Source organism: Pseudomonas putida, from assembly GCF_028682455.1.
In the GTDB taxonomy this organism is placed as follows: domain Bacteria; phylum Pseudomonadota; class Gammaproteobacteria; order Pseudomonadales; family Pseudomonadaceae; genus Aquipseudomonas; species Aquipseudomonas putida_AA.
The window spans coordinates 51,483-68,854 of sequence record NZ_JANHLD010000001.1 but is presented as its reverse complement, the minus strand read 5'-3'; the positions used below and the strand labels follow the sequence as shown (position 1 = coordinate 68,854).

At 62.9% G+C, this 17,372-nt stretch carries 17 protein-coding genes; 12 read left to right on the top strand and 5 right to left on the bottom strand.

Going from position 1 to position 17,372, the window contains the following annotated elements:
• Positions 1 to 137: 137 nt before the first annotated feature.
• The gene (locus NPS58_RS00330) at positions 138 to 986 is read right to left on the bottom strand and encodes a glycine betaine ABC transporter substrate-binding protein (RefSeq protein WP_274112618.1); all 849 of its coding nucleotides are present in this window, start codon (positions 984 to 986) and stop codon (positions 138 to 140) included.
• A 223-nt stretch (positions 987 to 1,209) separates the two neighbouring features.
• On the opposite strand from NPS58_RS00330, the gene NPS58_RS00325 reads away from it, so the two are divergent.
• Positions 1,210 to 2,766, top strand: a complete 1,557-nt coding sequence (locus NPS58_RS00325) for a beta (1-6) glucans synthase (protein ID WP_274112616.1) — start codon at positions 1,210 to 1,212, stop codon at positions 2,764 to 2,766.
• A gap of 29 nt (positions 2,767 to 2,795) precedes the next feature.
• Here NPS58_RS00325 and NPS58_RS00320 read toward each other — a convergent pair whose 3' ends face one another.
• Positions 2,796 to 3,152, bottom strand: a complete 357-nt coding sequence (locus NPS58_RS00320) for a hypothetical protein (RefSeq protein WP_274112614.1) — start codon at positions 3,150 to 3,152, stop codon at positions 2,796 to 2,798.
• 243 nt (positions 3,153 to 3,395) lie between these two features.
• Here NPS58_RS00320 and NPS58_RS00315 point away from each other — a divergent pair, with 243 nt between their 5' ends.
• Both NPS58_RS00315 and NPS58_RS00310 read left to right on the top strand, forming a co-directional pair.
• Positions 3,396 to 4,694: a serine/threonine protein kinase gene (locus NPS58_RS00315; RefSeq protein ID WP_274112612.1), complete on the top strand. Its 1,299-nt coding sequence runs from the start codon at positions 3,396 to 3,398 to the stop codon at positions 4,692 to 4,694.
• Entirely contained in the window at positions 4,687 to 5,472 is a 786-nt protein-coding gene (locus tag NPS58_RS00310) for an MlaA family lipoprotein (RefSeq protein ID WP_274112611.1), read from the top strand. Before NPS58_RS00315 ends, NPS58_RS00310 begins: the two co-directional genes overlap by 8 nt.
• Before the next feature lie 54 nt (positions 5,473 to 5,526).
• Here the strand turns inward: NPS58_RS00310 and NPS58_RS00305 are convergent, their stop codons facing one another.
• Complete coding sequence (locus NPS58_RS00305; RefSeq protein ID WP_274112608.1) at positions 5,527 to 6,672, bottom strand: patatin-like phospholipase family protein; 1,146 nt, start codon at positions 6,670 to 6,672, stop codon at positions 5,527 to 5,529.
• 94 nt (positions 6,673 to 6,766) lie between these two features.
• Positions 6,767 to 7,699, bottom strand: a complete 933-nt coding sequence (locus tag NPS58_RS00300; RefSeq protein ID WP_274112606.1) for a lipid A biosynthesis lauroyl acyltransferase — start codon at positions 7,697 to 7,699, stop codon at positions 6,767 to 6,769.
• Between the two features lie 111 nt (positions 7,700 to 7,810).
• Here NPS58_RS00300 and minC point away from each other — a divergent pair, with 111 nt between their 5' ends.
• The 7 genes from minC to NPS58_RS00265 all read left to right on the top strand — a co-directional run bounded on the left by minC (position 7,811) and on the right by NPS58_RS00265 (position 14,406).
• The gene (minC, locus tag NPS58_RS00295; RefSeq protein WP_274112604.1) at positions 7,811 to 8,569 is read left to right on the top strand and encodes a septum site-determining protein MinC; all 759 of its coding nucleotides are present in this window, start codon (positions 7,811 to 7,813) and stop codon (positions 8,567 to 8,569) included.
• Positions 8,570 to 8,664: 95 nt separating this feature from the next.
• Positions 8,665 to 9,477 carry a septum site-determining protein MinD gene (gene minD, locus NPS58_RS00290; RefSeq protein ID WP_028943638.1) on the top strand — a complete coding sequence of 271 codons (813 nt, stop codon included), beginning with the start codon at positions 8,665 to 8,667 and terminating at the stop codon, positions 9,475 to 9,477.
• A 3-nt stretch (positions 9,478 to 9,480) separates the two neighbouring features.
• Positions 9,481 to 9,735 carry a cell division topological specificity factor MinE gene (gene minE, locus NPS58_RS00285; protein WP_010224188.1) on the top strand — a complete coding sequence of 85 codons (255 nt, stop codon included), beginning with the start codon at positions 9,481 to 9,483 and terminating at the stop codon, positions 9,733 to 9,735.
• Between the two features lie 104 nt (positions 9,736 to 9,839).
• Positions 9,840 to 10,475, top strand: coding sequence for an RluA family pseudouridine synthase (locus tag NPS58_RS00280; RefSeq protein ID WP_274112600.1), 636 nt, complete (start codon positions 9,840 to 9,842; stop codon positions 10,473 to 10,475).
• Between the two features lie 108 nt (positions 10,476 to 10,583).
• Positions 10,584 to 11,873: a M18 family aminopeptidase gene (locus NPS58_RS00275; protein ID WP_274112598.1), complete on the top strand. Its 1,290-nt coding sequence runs from the start codon at positions 10,584 to 10,586 to the stop codon at positions 11,871 to 11,873.
• A 164-nt stretch (positions 11,874 to 12,037) separates the two neighbouring features.
• Positions 12,038 to 12,202 carry a hypothetical protein gene (locus NPS58_RS00270; protein ID WP_167332108.1) on the top strand — a complete coding sequence of 55 codons (165 nt, stop codon included), beginning with the start codon at positions 12,038 to 12,040 and terminating at the stop codon, positions 12,200 to 12,202.
• A 47-nt stretch (positions 12,203 to 12,249) separates the two neighbouring features.
• Positions 12,250 to 14,406 (top strand): mechanosensitive ion channel family protein, encoded by a 2,157-nt coding sequence (locus NPS58_RS00265; protein ID WP_274112596.1) that lies wholly within the window; start codon positions 12,250 to 12,252, stop codon positions 14,404 to 14,406.
• On the opposite strand, the gene NPS58_RS00260 is transcribed toward NPS58_RS00265, so the two are convergent.
• Positions 14,403 to 15,116 (bottom strand): UTRA domain-containing protein, encoded by a 714-nt coding sequence (locus NPS58_RS00260; protein ID WP_274112594.1) that lies wholly within the window; start codon positions 15,114 to 15,116, stop codon positions 14,403 to 14,405. The genes NPS58_RS00265 and NPS58_RS00260 overlap by 4 nt on opposite strands.
• A gap of 292 nt (positions 15,117 to 15,408) precedes the next feature.
• On the opposite strand from NPS58_RS00260, the gene NPS58_RS00255 reads away from it, so the two are divergent.
• Together NPS58_RS00255 and NPS58_RS00250 are read left to right on the top strand one after the other, a co-directional pair.
• Positions 15,409 to 16,473, top strand: coding sequence for an ABC transporter substrate-binding protein (locus NPS58_RS00255; protein ID WP_274112592.1), 1,065 nt, complete (start codon positions 15,409 to 15,411; stop codon positions 16,471 to 16,473).
• A 92-nt stretch (positions 16,474 to 16,565) separates the two neighbouring features.
• Positions 16,566 to 17,372, top strand: a complete 807-nt coding sequence (locus tag NPS58_RS00250) for an alkaline phosphatase family protein (RefSeq protein WP_274112590.1) — start codon at positions 16,566 to 16,568, stop codon at positions 17,370 to 17,372.

The following is a 17,372-nucleotide window of genomic DNA, read 5'->3' as shown; positions in this document are numbered from 1 at the left end:
TCGGACGCGCTCCAGACGACCTTAGTCTTAGATGCAACAGTGTTTTACCAAATCGGTAACAGCCTTGAACGACAAGGGCCGCAGCATCATTTGCGATGCTGCGGCCCTGGAAGGTGCCAGATAGAGGCCTTAAGCCATTATTTAGCGGTCCACTCGGCGACGCGCTCAGGGTGCTTGGCCACCCAGTCCTTGGCGGCCGCTTCGGGTTTTGCGCCCTCTTGAATGGCCAACATGACCTCTCCGATTTCGTCCTTGGACTGCCACTGGAACTTCTTCAGGAATTCGGCGACCTCCGGTGCCTTGGTTGCCAGTTCCTTGCTACCGATGCTGTTGACGGTTTCGGCGGCGCCATAAACGCCTTTCGGGTCTTCGAGGAAACGCAACTTCCACTTGGCGAACATCCAGTGCGGCACCCAGCCGGTGACGGCGATGGACTGTTGCTTGGCATAGGCGCGGCCCAATTCCGAGGTCATGGCTGCACCGGAGCTGGCCTGGAGCTTGTAGCCGGTCAGGTCGTAGTCCTTGATGGCCTGGTCAGTCTTGAGCATGACGCCGGAGCCGGCATCGATACCGACGATCTTTTTCTTGAAGCTGTCGTCGGCCTTGAGGTCGGCCAGCGACTGCGCCTTGACGTATTCGGGGACGATCAGGCCGATCTTGGCATCCTTGAAGTTGGGGCCGTAGTCGACCACGTTGGATTTGTTCTTGGTCCAGTAGTCGCCATGAGTCACCGGCAGCCAGGCCGAGAGCATGGCATCGAGCTTGCCGGTGGCGACCCCCTGCCACATGATCCCGGTGGCCACGGCCTGCAGCTTGACGTCGTAACCGAGCTTCTGCCTGATCACTTCGGCCGCTACGTTGGTGGTCGCCACACTGTCGGACCAGCCATCGACGTAGCCGATGCTTACTTCCTTGGCCATCGCCTGCCCCACACCGATAGCCATTGCCAGGGCGGTACCCACCCCCAGGAGTCGTCGCATTTTCATCAAAGCTTCCCCTCATCACGTCACGGAAGCTTCATCATCAACCTCGGGTGCCTGCCGACCTGCTCTGACAACGACGTCGAAACACCGAGAAACGACATCACATGGCCAGTAACGTTTATCGCTATATCGCGCACCATCAGCCCCGGGATCTTTGCACGCCAAGGCTTTAGCTGGCGCCAATTGCAGGTAGTATTGCCGGCTTTGCTTCCTGACGGTTCGATCCATGTCCTCGACTGCCCGCTTTGCGCTGCTGCCTTATCTGTTCGCCTGCCTGCTTGGCCTCCTGGCGCTGGGCGGGCTGTGGTACGGCCTGGGCAAGCCGGTGGTGCTGCCGGATGCGGCCAGTGCCACGCACAAACTGCAGTGCGCGTCCTACACCCCGTTCGACAAGGACCAGTCGCCCTTCGATCAGCCTTTCCAGCTGCGACCGGCACGCATGGATGCGGATTTCGCCTTGCTGGCCCAGCGCTTCGAGTGCGTGCGGACCTACTCCATGACAGGCCTCGAGGCCATTCCAGAACTTGCCCGCAAGCACGGCCTGAAAGTCATGCTCGGCGCCTGGGTCAACGCCAATCCGGTCGATACCCAGAAAGAGGTCAAGGCCCTGATCGCTGCCGCCAATGCCAACCCGGATGTAGTCAAGGCAGTGATCGTCGGTAACGAAGCCCTGCTGCGCAAGGAAGTCACCGGCCCGCAACTGGCCAGCCTGATCGCACAGGTCAAGCGCGAGGTCAGTGTGCCGGTGACCTATGCCGACGTCTGGGAGTTCTGGCTGCAGTATCCGCAAATCGCCCCGGCCGTGGACTTCCTGACCATTCACCTGCTGCCCTACTGGGAAGATGATCCGCGAGGTATCGACGATGCCCTGCGCCATGTCGGCGAGATTCGCCAAGTGTTCGGCAACCGCTTTGCCCCCAAGGATATCGTCATAGGCGAAACCGGCTGGCCGAGCGAAGGCCGCCAGCGCGAAACCGCCCTGCCCAGCCCGGTCAACGAAGCGCGTTTTATCCGCGGCTTTGTCGCCATGGCCGAACGGAACGGTTGGCACTACAACCTGATCGAAGCCTTCGACCAGCCCTGGAAGCGCGCCAGCGAGGGCGCAGTGGGCGGCTACTGGGGGCTGTACGATGCCGACCGCCAGGACAAGGGCATTCTCGAAGGCCCGGTGAGCAACCTGGCGCTGTGGCCGCAATGGCTGGCCGCTAGTGTCGTGCTGTTTTTCGTCACCCTGCTGCTGGCCGGTCGCGTGCGCAGCACCCGGGCCGCCCTGCTCCTGCCGTTGCTGGCCGCCCTGGGCGCCGCCAGCCTGGGGTTGTGGGGCGAGCTGGTACGCATCAACAGCCGCTTTGCCGGCGAATGGGTCTGGGCCATCCTGCTGGCCGGGCTGAACCTGATCGTGCTGGCCCATGGTGTGCTGGCGCTGTCCGCACGCGATGGCTGGCGCGAACGGACCTTCGCCTGGCTCCAGGCGCGTGCCGGCTGGTGGCTGGCCGCCGCCGGCTTTGCCGCGGCCGTGAGCATGCTGGCGCTGGTGTTCGACCCGCGCTATCGCACCTTCCCGAGCGCGGCACTGGTGGTGCCGGCCGTGGTCTACCTGTTGCGCCCGGTAAGAGGGCCGCGGGCGGAGATCGGCTTGCTGGCGTTTATCGTCGGTACCGGGATTGCGCCACAGCTGTTCCAGGAAGGGTTGAGCAACCAGCAGGCGCTGGCATGGGCAGGCGTGAGTGTATTGATGGTCGGGGCGTTGTGGCGCAGTTTGCGGATGCGTCTGGCGTCCTGAAATGTTCGCGGGGCATGCCCGCGATCGCTCTAGCGGCGAACCAACCGCAACCCCGCGAGTACCACCGCAAATACCGCGATACTGGCGCTATACAACACCAGCGCCGGAATCCCGAACACAAGCGCCAGCACCGCGACGCGCCAGCCACCCCGCGCAGGGATCACCTGGGCCAGCAACGCCAGCACCAGTGCGGTCCAGGCAATCACCCTGAAGTGAATCAACAAGCCCAGCGTCGAACGGGCCTGGCATTGCCACAGTTGCGCCTGCTCGACACAGGTACCCACCCACTGGGCGTCTTCCATCAGCACGTAGCGCACCCCATAGCTTGCCGCCAGCCATATCGGCAGGCACAGCAGCAACAAGATCAGCGGCAAGCGGCGGGACATGAGACACTCCGGAATCGTCGAAATCGGCGCCCAGCATAAAGGCCCAAGCCGTCTATGCAAGGCAAAAGCGCGAACCTCGGCTACTTTGAACTGAAGATACACGGAACCAATTGTTGCCGTACCACGGTCGCAAACGGCACCATCTGGGACGATAAATGCCGGAGCGCCAGGCAACTTTGCAAGGGACACGATGGTCCTAGCCTGCGTAACGCACTTTGCTGCTGCTTTTTTGGGGATTCGTTGATGCTTCGATTACTGCGCCTTGCTGCCCTCTCGGGCGGCCTATTCTTGAGTGCGTCCGCTTCGGCACTGGATATCGACGCTGCCAGCTACGGGTACCCACTTACCAATCCGTTCGAAGCCACCATCGCCACGACACCGCCGCAGCTGCGCCCGGAGCTGCCCAGCGACGATGACATCGATCAGTCCGACTACAGCCTGAACATGCGCCCCGAGCGTGGGTTCACCCTGCCGGACAACTTCTGGGCGGTGAAGCAGCTCAAGTACCGCCTGGCCAAACAAGATCACCCGGCGCCGCTGATTTTCCTGATTGCCGGCACCGGGGCGCCCTACTCCAGCAGCATCAACGAATACCTCAAGAAGCTGTTCTACAAGGCCGGCTACCACGTGGTGCAGTTGTCGTCGCCCACCAGCTTCGACTTCATCATTTCGGCATCACGCTTCGCCACGCCGGGCGTGAGCCGCGAAGATGCCGAAGACCTGTACCGGGTCATGCAGGGCGTACGCGCCCAGCACCCGCGCCTGCCGGTGACCGAGTACTACCTCAGCGGCTATAGCCTCGGTGCCCTTGACGCGGCGTTCGTCAGCCACCTGGACGAAACCCGGCGCAGCTTCAACTTCAAGCGTGTGCTGCTGCTCAACCCACCGGTCAACCTCTACACCTCGATCAGCAACCTCGACAAGCTCGTGCAGACCGAGGTCAAGGGCGTCAACAGCAGCACTACCTTCTACGAGCTGGTGCTGACCAAGCTGACCCGTTATTTCCAGCAGAAGGGTTATATCGACCTCAACGACGCCCTGCTTTATGACTTCCAGCAATCACGCCAGCACCTGACCAACGAACAGATGGCCATGGTCATCGGCACCTCGTTCCGTTTCTCGTCGGCCGACATCGCCTTTACCTCCGATCTGGTCAACCGCCGTGGGCTGATCACGCCACCCAAGTACCCGATCAGCGAAAGCAGCAGCCTCACGCCATTCTTCAAACGTGCACTGCAGTGCGATTTCGATTGCTACCTGACCGAACAGGTCATTCCTATGTGGCGTGCCCGTACCGACGGCGGCAGCCTGTTGCAACTGGTCGACCAGGTCAGCTTGTACGCGCTCAAGGACTACCTTCAGACCAGCTCGAAGATTGCCGTCATGCACAACGCCGACGACGTCATCCTCGGGCCGGGCGACCTTGGTTTCCTTCGTAGCACCTTTGGCGATCGCTTGACCGTTTACCCTCACGGCGGCCATTGCGGCAACCTCAACTACCGCGTCAACAGCGACGCCATGCTGGAGTTCTTCCGTGGTTAAACGTCTTCTGCTTGTTTCTGCTTTTCTGGCCAGCGGTCTGGCCCAGGCGGACGAAACCGCACCGCGCGCCAGTGTGGTCGAGGCCGACGGCTTCACCGAGCCACTCAAGGAACTCAAGTTCAACCCCGGCCTCAACCAGCGCGAGTTCGAACGCTCGACCCTCGCCGCGCTCAACGTCTACGACCCGTTCGAGCCGATGAACCGCAGGCTGTATCACTTCAACTACCGCTTCGACCAATGGGTGTTCCTGCCGGTGGTCAACGGCTATCGCTACATCACCCCAAGCTTCGTGCGCACCGGGGTCAGTAATTTCTTCAGCAACCTGGGCGATGTGCCTAACCTGCTCAACAGCCTGTTGCAGCTCAAGGGCCAGCGCTCGATGGAGATCACCGCACGCTTGCTGCTCAACACCACCATCGGCGTGGCCGGCTTGTGGGACCCGGCGACCAAGATGGGCCTTCCGTATCAAAGCGAAGACTTCGGCCAGACCCTGGGCTTCTATGGCGTGCCTGAGGGGCCGTACTTGATGCTGCCGATCCTGGGGCCGTCGAACCTGCGCGATACCGGCGGGCTGGCGGTGGACTTTGTCGCCGAGGACCAGATCAACTTCCTCAACGTCGCCGAAGTGAGCCGCGATCATCCGGAAATCGTCGTGCTGCGGGCGGTAGACAAGCGCTACACCACCCGCTTCCGCTACGGCCAGCTGAACTCACCGTTCGAGTACGAGAAGGTGCGCTACGTCTATACCGAGGCACGCAAGCTGCAGATCGCCGAGTAAAAAAACGCGGGGCAAGCCCGCTCCTGTAGGAGCGGGCTTGCCCCGCGATGGGTACTACACCCCCAAAAAACCACACAACTCCCGTCGCTTGGCCAAGGCATCACGCCGCCCCAGCTCGATCAACTCGCTGCAATAACCCGCCTCGAACAACAAATAGCTAAGTACCCCCGCACCACTGGTCTTGGTCGCCCCCGGGCCGCGCAGAAACAGACGCAAGGCCGCGGGCAGGTCACGCCGATGACGGGCAGCGATCTCGTCCAGCGGCTGGCTTGGCGCAACCACCAGCACCTCCACCGGCGTCAGGCCCAGGCGCCGACGCTCCAGGTGCTCCGGCATCAAGTGGCTCAAGTGATTGAGGCGCTGCAGCAGCTCGATATCGTCTTCCAGGCTGTCGATGAACGTGCTGTTGAGCATGTGCCCGCCGATCTGCGCCAGGCTCGGTTGCTGGCCGCTGTAAATGCGCGGTCGCGGCCCGCCCTCGGTGGGTCGCTGCGGGTTGCCACTGACACCGACCACCAGGACCCGGCTGGCGCCCAGGTGCAACGCCGGGCTGATCGGTGCCGACTGCCGCACAGCGCCATCACCGAAGTACTCATCTCCCAGCTTGATGGGGGCAAACAGCAACGGAATCGCCGAACTGGCCAACAGGTGCTCGACGCTCAAGCGAGTGGGCAGGCCGATGCGCCGGTGGCGTAGCCAGGGGTCGATGGCGCCCTTGCCCTGAAAGAACGTCACCGCCTGGCCAGACTCGTAGCCAAAGGCAGTCACCGCCACAGCGTGCAGGCAGCGCTGCTCGATGGCGTGGGCAATGCCGCTCAATTCCAGGTGCTCATTGAGCAGGTGGCGCAAAGGGGAGCTGTCGAGTAGCGCCACCGGAACCGGAGCGCCCAGCCCCAGCAGGCTGTGGCCAACGAAGCGACTGGCCTGGCGAATCACCCCGGGCCAGTCGCTGCGCAGCACCTGATGGCTGCGAAAGCCCTGCCAGAAGCCGGTCAGGCGGCGGACCGCGTCGCCAAAGTGCAGGGCACCACTGGCCAGGGTCACCGCATTGATGGCCCCGGCCGAGGTACCGACGATCACCGGAAAAGGATTCGCCGCGCCAGGGGGCAGCAGGTCGGCAATGCCGGCGAGCACGCCGACCTGGTAGGCGGCGCGGGCGCCGCCGCCAGAAAGGATCAATCCGGTGATCGGTGCTGACATCTGGCAGGCCCCTTCCTGAGAGTTGTGACGGTTTCTTCGCTGGCAAGCCAGCACCCACACGGTCCTGGTGGGAGCTGGCTTGCCAGCGATCGCTTCAGCGCCGTTTAGCGTACAGCTTCGGCGCCCCCGGCGGCCTCGACTTGAAGCGCCGATGCGCCCACAAGTACTGCTCCGGGCACTCGCGCAGGGCCCCTTCGATCCATTGGTTGATCCGCAGGCAGTCGGCTTCTTCGGTTTCACCGGGAAAATCCTGCAGCGGCGGATGGATCACCAGCCGATAACCGCTGCCGTCCGCCAGGCGCTGTTGGGTGAACGGAATCACCCGGGCCTTGCCAAGGCGCGCGAACTTGGTGGTGGCGGTCACCGTGGCGGCCTGGATGCCGAACAGCGGCACGAACAGGCTCTGCTTGGCGCCATAGTCCTGGTCGGGCGCATACCAGATGGCACGTCCGCTGCGCAGCAGCTTGAGCATGCCGCGTACGTCCTCACGCTCCACCGCCAGCGAATCGAGGTTGTGGCGCTCGCGGCCACGGCGCTGGATGAAGTCGAACACCGGGTTGCCATGCTCGCGGTACATGCCGTCGATGGTGTGTTCCTGCCCGAGCAAGGCGGCGCCGATTTCCAGGGTGGTGAAATGCAGCGCCATGAGGATGGCCCCCTGGCCATCACGCTGGGCGGCCTGCAGGTGCTCCAGCCCTTCGATGTGCGCCAGGCGCGCCAGGCGGGCCTTTGGCCACCACCAGCTCATGGCCATTTCGAAGAAGGCGATGCCGGTGGAGGCGAAATTTTCCTTGAGCAAACACTTTCGCTCGACGGACGGTAGTTCAGGGAAGCACAGCTCCAGGTTGCGCGCGGCAATGTAGCGGCGCTCACCGGCCACGCGGTACATCAGGGCACCCAGGACACGGCCGATCACCAGCAATACCCGGTACGGCAGCTGCACGATCAGCCACAGCAGCCCAAGGCCCAGCCACAGCGGCCAGAAGCGTGGGTGCAGAAAATAAGGACGAAAACGCGGGCGATCCATTAAAGATTCCGGAAAGACAAGGGCCGGGCATTCTACAACGGTTCGGCACGGGTTGCGGCTAACCGGCGTTCTCGTTATAAGTCTGGGCACTTTTTCGTAACAAGCCGCCTAATGCAGACCATGAGCCCAACTCAATCGCCAGACTCCGCCCCCGTGTTCCAGCTCAAGGGCAGCATGCTTGCCATTACCGTGCTCGAGCTCGCGCAGAACAACCTTGAAGGCCTCGACCGACAGTTGGCGGCCAAGGTCGCCCAGGCACCCAACTTCTTCAGCAACACCCCGCTGGTACTGGCCCTGGACAAGCTCCCGGCCGGTGAAGGTGCGGTCGACCTGCCCGGGCTGATGCGCATCTGCCGCCATCACGGCCTGCGCACCCTGGCCATCCGCGCCAGCCGTATCGAAGACATCGCCGCGGCCATTGCCATCGACCTGCCCGTGCTGCCGCCCTCCGGCGCCCGCGAGCGCCCGGTGGAGCCGGAACCCGAGGTCAAGAAGCCCGAGCCTGCCCCCGCCCCGCCGCCACCGCCTGAACCTGCAATCAAGCCGACCAAGATCATTACCACCCCGGTACGCGGCGGCCAGCAGATCTACGCCCAGGGCGGCGACCTGGTGGTGGTGTCGTCGGTCAGCCCGGGCGCGGAACTTCTCGCCGATGGCAACATCCATGTGTACGGTGCAATGCGTGGACGAGCGCTGGCCGGAATCAAGGGCAATACCCGGGCACGGATCTTCTGCCAGCAACTCACCGCCGAAATGGTCTCGATCGCCGGGCAATACAAGGTCTCCGAAGACCTGCGCCGCGATCCACTGTGGGGCACCGGGGTGCAGATCAGCCTGTCCGGTGACGTGTTGAACATCACCCGTCTTTAACGGATACTGCCGCCATTTTCCGCGCAATTTTTTCACGATTGCCGATTTTTGTATTTTTGGGACTCGATGTCCTTTTTCATTAGGGGTGAAACACCTTGGCCAAGATTCTCGTGGTTACATCCGGCAAGGGTGGTGTGGGTAAGACCACCACCAGCGCCGCTATTGGTACCGGCCTCGCTCTGCGCGGCCACAAGACTGTCATCGTCGACTTCGACGTCGGCCTGCGTAACCTCGACCTGATCATGGGCTGCGAACGCCGCGTGGTGTACGACTTCGTCAACGTGGTCAACGGCGAAGCCAACCTGCAGCAGGCCCTGATCAAGGACAAGCGCCTCGAGAACCTGTACGTGCTGGCCGCCAGCCAGACCCGCGACAAAGACGCGCTGACCCAGGAAGGCGTGGAAAAAGTCCTGATGCAGTTGAAGGAAGACTTCGAATTCGTGGTCTGCGACTCCCCGGCCGGCATCGAGAAAGGTGCTCACCTGGCGATGTACTTCGCCGACGAAGCCATCGTCGTGACCAACCCTGAAGTGTCCTCGGTACGTGACTCGGACCGTATGCTGGGCCTGCTGGCGAGCAAATCGCGCCGCGCCGAACGCAACGAAGACCCGATCAAGGAACACCTGCTGATCACCCGCTACCATCCAGAGCGCGTGAGCCAGGGCGAAATGCTCGGCGTTGAAGACGTCAAGGAAATCCTCTCGGTCGCCCTGCTGGGCGTGATCCCTGAGTCCCAGGCGGTGCTCAAGGCATCCAACCAGGGTGTCCCGGTGATCCTCGACGACCAGAGTGACGCAGGCCAGGCCTATAGCGACACCGTTGACCGCCTTCTGGGCAAAAATGTGGAACATCGGTTCCTTGATGTGAAGAAGAAGGGATTCTTCGAGCGCCTGTTTGGAGGCAACTGACCAATGAACCTTTTTGACTTCTTTCGTGCCAGCAAAAAAGTAAGCACCGCGTCGGTCGCGAAAGAGCGTCTACAGATCATCGTGGCGCACGAACGCGGCCAACGCAGTACGCCGGACTACCTGCCAGCCTTGCAGAAGGAACTGGTGGAGGTAATCCGCAAGTATGTGAACATCGGCTCCGATGATGTGCAGGTCGCTCTGGAAAACCAGGGCAGCTGCTCGATCCTGGAACTCAATATCACCCTGCCCGATCGTTGATCGGCGCCTACGGGTAACCCAGTGGGAGCGGGCTTGCTCCGCGATAGCGAAACCCCATCGCATCGCGGGGCAAGCCCGCTCCCACCTATTTTTCGGAACACGCAATGCCGCTGTCCAATGTTCATATCCTGTATGAGGATGACGCCATCCTCGTGATCAACAAGCCGACCCTGCTGCTCTCGGTGCCCGGCCGTGCCGACGACAACAAGGACTGCCTGATCACTCGACTGCAGGAAAACGGCTATCCCGACGCGTTGATCGTCCATCGACTGGATTGGGAAACCTCGGGGATCATCCTCCTGGCCCGTGATGCCGACAGTCACCGCGAACTGTCCCGGCAGTTCCACGACCGCGAAACCGAGAAGGCCTACACTGCCCTGTGCTGGGGCCAGCCGGAACTGGACAGCGGCAGCATCGACCTGCCCCTGCGCTACGATCCGCCGACCAAGCCACGCCATGTGGTCGACCATGAGCAGGGCAAGCATGCCCTGACCTTCTGGCGCATCCTGGAGCGCTGTGGGAACCATTGCCGGGTGGAACTGACGCCGATCACCGGGCGCTCGCACCAGTTGCGCGTGCACATGCTGTCGATCGGTCACCCGCTGCTGGGCGATCGTTTATATGCCTACCCCGATGCGCTGGCCGCCCATGAGCGCCTGTGCCTGCATGCGAGCATGCTCAGCTTTACCCACCCGGTTTCCGGTGAGCGTTTGCGCTTCGAGTGCCCGGCGCCGTTCTGACGGCGCAGCGGCAACTCATAAGCTGCAAGCTTCAAGCGTTGCGCCTCTTGCAGCTTGCGGCTTGTGGCTCACCCGCTAAAATGCCGCCACTGCTGTCTGGAGTGACCTATGCGCGATGCACTGAATCAAGGCCTGATCGACTTCCTCAAGGCTTCCCCCACGCCCTTCCATGCCACCGCTGCCCTGGCCCAGCGCCTGGAAGCTGCCGGTTACCAGCGCCTGGACGAGCGCGACAGTTGGGCCACCGTATCCGGCGGGCGCTACTACCTGACCCGTAACGACTCCTCGATCATTGCGTTCAAGCTCGGCCGTCATTCGCCGCTGCTCGATGGCATCCGCCTGGTCGGCGCCCACACCGACAGCCCCTGCCTGCGGGTCAAGCCGCAGCCCGAGCTGCAGCGCCATGGCTTCTGGCAGCTGGGCGTCGAAGTCTACGGCGGTGCGTTGCTCGCCCCGTGGTTCGATCGCGACCTGTCGCTGGCCGGACGCGTCACCTTCCGTCGCGACGGCAAGGTCGAAAGCCAACTGGTCGACTTCAAGCTGCCCATTGCGGTAATCCCGAACCTTGCGATCCACCTCAACCGTACCGCCAACGAAGGCTGGGCGATCAACCCGCAGACCGAGCTGCCGCCGATCCTGGCCCAGGTGGCCGGTGACGAGCGCGTCGACTTCCGCGCGCTGCTGACCGACCAGTTGGCCCGCGAGCACGGCCTGAACGCCGATGTGGTGCTCGATTACGAGCTGAGTTTCTACGACACCCAGAGCGCGGCCATGATCGGCCTGCACGGCGAGTTCATCGCCGGCGCGCGCCTGGACAACCTGCTGTCCTGCTATGCCGGCCTGCAGGCCCTGCTCAATGCCGACAGCGACGAAACCTGCGTGCTGGTGTGCAACGATCATGAAGAAGTCGGCTCCTGCTCGGCCTGCGGCGCCGATGGCCCGATGCTCGAACAGACCCTGCGCCGCCTGCTGCCCGACGGTGACGACTTCGTCCGCGCCATCCAGCGCTCGTTGCTGGTCTCGGCCGACAACGCCCATGGCGTTCACCCCAACTATGCCGACAAGCATGACGGCAACCACGGCCCCAAACTCAATGCCGGCCCGGTGATCAAGGTCAACAACAACCAGCGTTACGCCACCAACAGCGAAACCGCCGGTTTCTTCCGCCACCTGTGCATGGCCGAGGAAGTGCCGGTGCAGAGTTTCGTGGTACGCAGCGACATGGGCTGCGGCTCGACCATCGGCCCGATCACCGCCAGCCACCTGGGTGTGCGCACCGTGGACATCGGCCTGCCGACCTTCGCCATGCACTCGATCCGCGAGCTGTGCGGCAGCCATGACCTGGCGCATCTGGTCAAGGTGCTGACGGCGTTCTATCGCAGTCGCGATCTGCCTTGACAGATGGTGCCTGTATCGCTGGCAAGCCCGCTTCCACCAGGGCTGGGGTATACAATTCCTGTGGGAGCTGCCTTGCCGGCGATAAGGCCTGATCCCGGTCAAGCCGCCCCCTCCGTTTCCCGCTAAGCTTGCCTCATAACTGTCAGACCCAAGGACCTTGCCGCATGTCAGCTTTCCAATCCCTGTTCCTTCCCGTCATCGCCGGCCTGATCCTGCTGACCGTGGGTTTCAACATGCGCGACCGCAATATCGGCGTGTTCATGATGTGGATCGGTACCCTCGGGATGATCGGGATCATGTGCTGGAAGATCCTCGAGAAACTCAACTGACAAATACACTACACTCGGGCGATTGATCGTTTGAGGTTGATTGTCCGGTGCCTGTCTTTTTCCGCGTTCTAACCCTGTTCCTGGCGTTGTTCATCGTGGCGCCCTCGCACGCCGCCGGCCTGCCGAGCCTGCTCGGTGGCAGCAAGGCACAACCCGAGGCCACCGAGCCGCTGGCCCAGTCGCTGGACGAAGTGATCAAGTCGCTGGAAAACGACCAGCAACGGGCCAAGCTGCTGGCCGACCTCAAAAAGCTGCGCGACAGTACCAAGCAAGCACAACCCAGCGCCGAACAAGGCGTGCTAGGCCTGATCGGCACGACCTTCGGCGAGCTCGAGAAGCAGTTCAGTGGCGAGGCGAGCCCTTTCAATCGCTGGACGCGAGAGCTTGAGCTGGCCCGGATCGAGCTCGACGCCCGGATGGTCCCGCTACAGGAATGGCCACCCATTCTGTTCGGCTTCGCCGCCATCATTGCCATCTGGAGCCTGGTGGCCTACGCCCTGAACTGGGTCAGCCATCAGGTGCGGCTGCGCTTTGGCCTCACCGAAGAACTGCCGCAACACCCCCGCACCTGGGACCTGGTACGTTTCGCCCTGCGCAAGCTCGGTCCGTGGCTGGTGGCGCTGGTCATCACCGTGTACCTGAGCTTTGCCCTGCCCTCGTCGCTGGGCAAGTCGATGGCCATGGTCCTGGCCTACGCACTGGTGGTGGGCACCTGCTTCTCGGCCATCTGCGTCATCGCCTTCTCGCTGCTCGACGGCCCCCATCGCCACCGCGCCCTGCATATTCTCCGCCACCAGGCGTTCCGCCCACTGTGGCTGATCGGCAGCTTCGCCGCCTTCGGCGAGGCGATGAACGACCCGCGCATGGCCAGCACCCTGGGCGATCACCTGGCCCATACCCTGGCGACTCTGGCCAATATCCTCGCCGGGCTGTCTTCGGGCCTGTTCATCCTGCGTTTCCGGCGCCCCATCGCCCACCTGATCCGCAACCAGCCCCTGTCCCGGCGGCTGACGCGCCGGGCCTTGAGTGACACCATCGAAATCCTCGGCACCTTCTGGTATTTGCCGGCCCTGGTGCTGGTGGGCATCTCGCTGATCGCCACCTTTGTCTCCGCCGGCGACACCAGCACCGCGCTGCGCCAGTCATTGATGTGTACGGTGCTGCTGATTCTGTGCATGGTCATCAACGGTCTGGTGCGCCGCCACGGGCTCAAGCCCCTGCGCGCCCATCGTCGTCACGCCGTGTATGGCGAGCGCTTGCGCAACTTCGGCTACACCCTGGTGCACATGACGATCTGGCTGGTGTTCATCGAGTTGGGGCTGCGGGTCTGGGGGCTTTCGCTGATCAGCTTTGCAGAAGGCGAAGGCCACGAGGTGGCGGTACGCCTCTTCGGCCTGGCCGGCACTCTGATCGCCGCCTGGCTGGTGTGGATCCTTGCCGACACGGCCGTGCACCATGCCCTGACCCGCTCGCGCAAGGGCCTGGCCAACACCCGCGCGCAAACCATGATGCCGCTGATCCGCAACGTGCTGTTCGTGACGATTTTCATCATTGCGGTGATTGTCGCCCTGGCCAACATGGGCATGAACGTCACCCCGTTGCTGGCCGGTGCCGGTGTGATCGGCCTGGCCATCGGTTTCGGCGCCCAGTCACTTGTCGCCGACCTGATCACCGGCCTGTTCATCATCATCGAAGACTCCCTGGCCATCGACGACTATGTCGATGTCGGCGGTCACCTGGGCACGGTCGAAGGCCTGACCATCCGCACGGTGCGCCTGCGGGACATCGACGGTATCGTCCACACCATCCCGTTCAGTGAAATCAAGAGCATAAAGAACTACTCCCGCGAGTTCGGCTACGCGATCTTCCGCGTGGCGATCCCCCACAGCATGAACATCGACCAGGCCATCACCTTGATCCGCGACGTCGCCCAGAAGCTGCGCAACGATCCGTTGATGCGCCGCATTATCTGGTCGCCGCTGGAGCTGCAGGGGGTGGAAAGTTTCGAGTCCGGCTCGGCCGTCCTGCGCGCGCGCTTCAAGACCGCGCCGATCCGGCAATGGGAAGTGTCGCGGGCATTCAACCTGGCGCTCAAGCGTCAGCTCGATGAAGCCGGGCTGGACCTGGCCACCCCACGCCTGAGCGTGCAAGTGATCACCGCCGGCGCAGGCACCCCGTTCAACGAGCCCGATGCCAAGGCCTAGCCCGCTTCGGCCTTGATACGAATCGCGTCGTGGCGCCAGTACTCCAGGTCGCAGTCGATCAGCCGGCCCTGCTGATCGCTGTTGACCCTGGAGATGTGCAGCCCCGGGCTTCCCGTTGAAACCTTCAGCACCGTGGCCGCGGCCAGCGGCAACGCCGTGGGCAGAATCTCGAAACGTACCCGGCCGTAGTGGATCGCGTAGTGCCGCTCATACAACTCGGTCAACGACTGGCTGAGGTCATGCTCGAGAATGCCGGGGAAATACTCGGGGTTCAGGTAGTGCTCGGCATAGAGCACCGCACGCCCGTCGATACGCCGCAGGCGGCAGATCTGGATCACGCTCGACAACGGTGACAACTGCAGGCGCGCGCACACAGACGCCGCCGCCGGTTGCAGGCGCGCCGAAACCAGCTCGGTACTGGCCTCTCGCCCCTGGGCGCGGACCATTGCATGGAAGTGGCTGCGCTCGTTCAGGTCGTACGTGAGGCGCTCCGGGGCCACGAACCAGCCGCGTCGTTCCTCCCGGTAAATCAGCCCGCGGGCCTCCAGTTGCACCAGTGCCTCCCGCAAGGTGATGCGCGTGGTGGCGAACACTTCGCTGAGCTTGCGCTCGGCGGGCAGCTTGCAGCCGGACGGCAGGAGGCCATGCTCGATCTGCTCCTGCAGGGCATGGCAAATAGCTGTTACTGCTCGCGGTGGCAGTGGCTGCATCAAAGGTTACCTATCTGGACTAGTCCAGCACCGGCAGCGCACCCAATTGGCGCTTTCAGGGCTATGAGAATAGAACAAGCCTAGGCAATACAGATGAATGCCAGATGACAGCCAGGGTGGTCTACGCTTGATTTTCAGGGGCGCAGGCCCTGGCCGAGCGCCGGCTTGGACATCAAATTGTCATGCACCCGGCCTACCTTGGCTCAGGTATTGCTGACCTAGACCAACCGAATCGCAATTACGTCCAACACCACAATTCGCGTTTTGCAAGGCACCCACCAAGGAGCTTCGGATGAAACAGCTTTTTCTGGCATCACTGCTAGGCTCGACCATCGCCCTGTGTACTTCGGCCATGGCTGCCGGCACCGACCTCAAGGCCCTGGAGGACGCCGCCCGTAAAGAGGGCGCCGTGAACAGCGTGGGCATGCCCGATGCCTGGGCCAACTGGAAAGGCACCTGGGAGGACCTGGCGAAGAAATACGGCCTCAAGCACATGGACACCGACATGAGTTCGGCCCAGGAAGTGGCCAAGTTCGACGCCGAGAAAGACAACGCCAGCGCCGACATCGGTGACGTGGGTGCCGCCTTCGGCCCGATTGCCGTGGCCAAGGGCGTGACCCAGCCCTACAAGCCCAGCACCTGGGAGCAGATACCGGCCTGGGCCAAGGACGAGGACGGTCATTGGGCCCTGGCCTATACCGGCAGCATCGCCTTCATCATCAACAAGCAGTTGGTGAAAGAAGCCGACATGCCCAAAACCTGGCATGACCTGGAAAAAGGCAAGTACAAGGTCGCCATCGGCGACGTCGGCACTGCCGCCCAGGCCGCCAACGGTGTACTTGCGGCCGCCATCGCCTACAAGGGCGACGAAAAGAACATCGAGCCGGGCCTCCAGCTGTTCACCAAACTTGCCCAGCAAAAACGCCTGTCGCTGGCCAACCCGACCATCCAGACCCTGGAAAAAGGTGAAATCGAGGTGGGCGTGGTGTGGGACTTCAACGGCCTGAGCTACCGCCAGCAGATCGACCCCAACCGCTTCGAAGTGCTGATTCCTTCCGATGGCTCGGTCATTTCCGGCTACACCACCATCATCAACAAGTATGCGAAGAACCCCAACGCCGCCAAGCTGACCCGCGAGTACATCTTCAGCGATGCCGGGCAGACCAACCTTGCCATCGGCCACGCCCGGCCGATCCGCGCCGAACACCTGAAGCTGCCGGCGGATGTACAGGCCAAGCTGCTGCCCAACGAGCAGTACAAGGCGGTGCAGCCGATCAAGGATGCCGCGGCCTGGGAAGCGACCTCCAAGAAATTGCCGCAGATGTGGCAGGAGCAAGTGATCATCGAGATGGAGTAAGCCTTTCCAGGCGCCGGCAACACCGGCACCCACAATCTATCGTGGGAGCCGGCGCTGCCGGCAACAAGGCCGCCGCTTAATCCGGAGAAACCATGAACCACAACGTCATCCTGGTCTTGCTCGATGGTCTCAACCATCAGGTCGCCCACCACGCCATGGGCCATCTGCACGCCTATGTCGAAGCCGACCGCGCCGCCCTGTATCGCCTTGAGTGCGAACTGCCGGCACTGTCGCGCCCCCTGTACGAATGCATCCTGACCGGCGTACCTCCGATCGACAGCGGCATCGTGCACAACAACGTGACCCGTCTGTCGACCCAGCGCAGTATCTTCCACTACGCCCGCGAAGCCGGCCTGGGCACAGCGGCGGCGGCCTATCACTGGGTCAGCGAGCTGTACAACCGCTCCCCCTTCGACCCGCTGCGCGACCGCCACACCCATGCCCCCAAGCTGCCAATCCAGCACGGCCTGTTCTACTACGCCGACCACTACCCCGACTCGCACCTGTTCGCCGACGCCGAGTACCTGCGCCGTCGCCATGCCCCGAACTTCCTGCTGGTGCACCCGATGAACATCGACGACGCCGGCCACCGCCATGGCCTGGACAGCAGCCAGTACCGCAATAGCGCCCGCAGCGCCGACATCCTCCTGGCCGACTACCTGCACACCTGGCTGCATGAGGGTTACCAGGTAATCGTCACGGCCGACCACGGCATGAACAACGACCGCTCGCACAATGGCTTGCTGGCGGAAGAACGCGAGGTACCGCTGTTCGTCTTCGGGGATGCCTTCAGCCTCGATCCGGCCGCCAAACCCCTGCAGACCGACCTGTGCGGGACGATCTGCGAGCTGCTCGGCGTACCCCACGACAAGCCGGTGTGCCGGGAGCTGCTCAAGTGA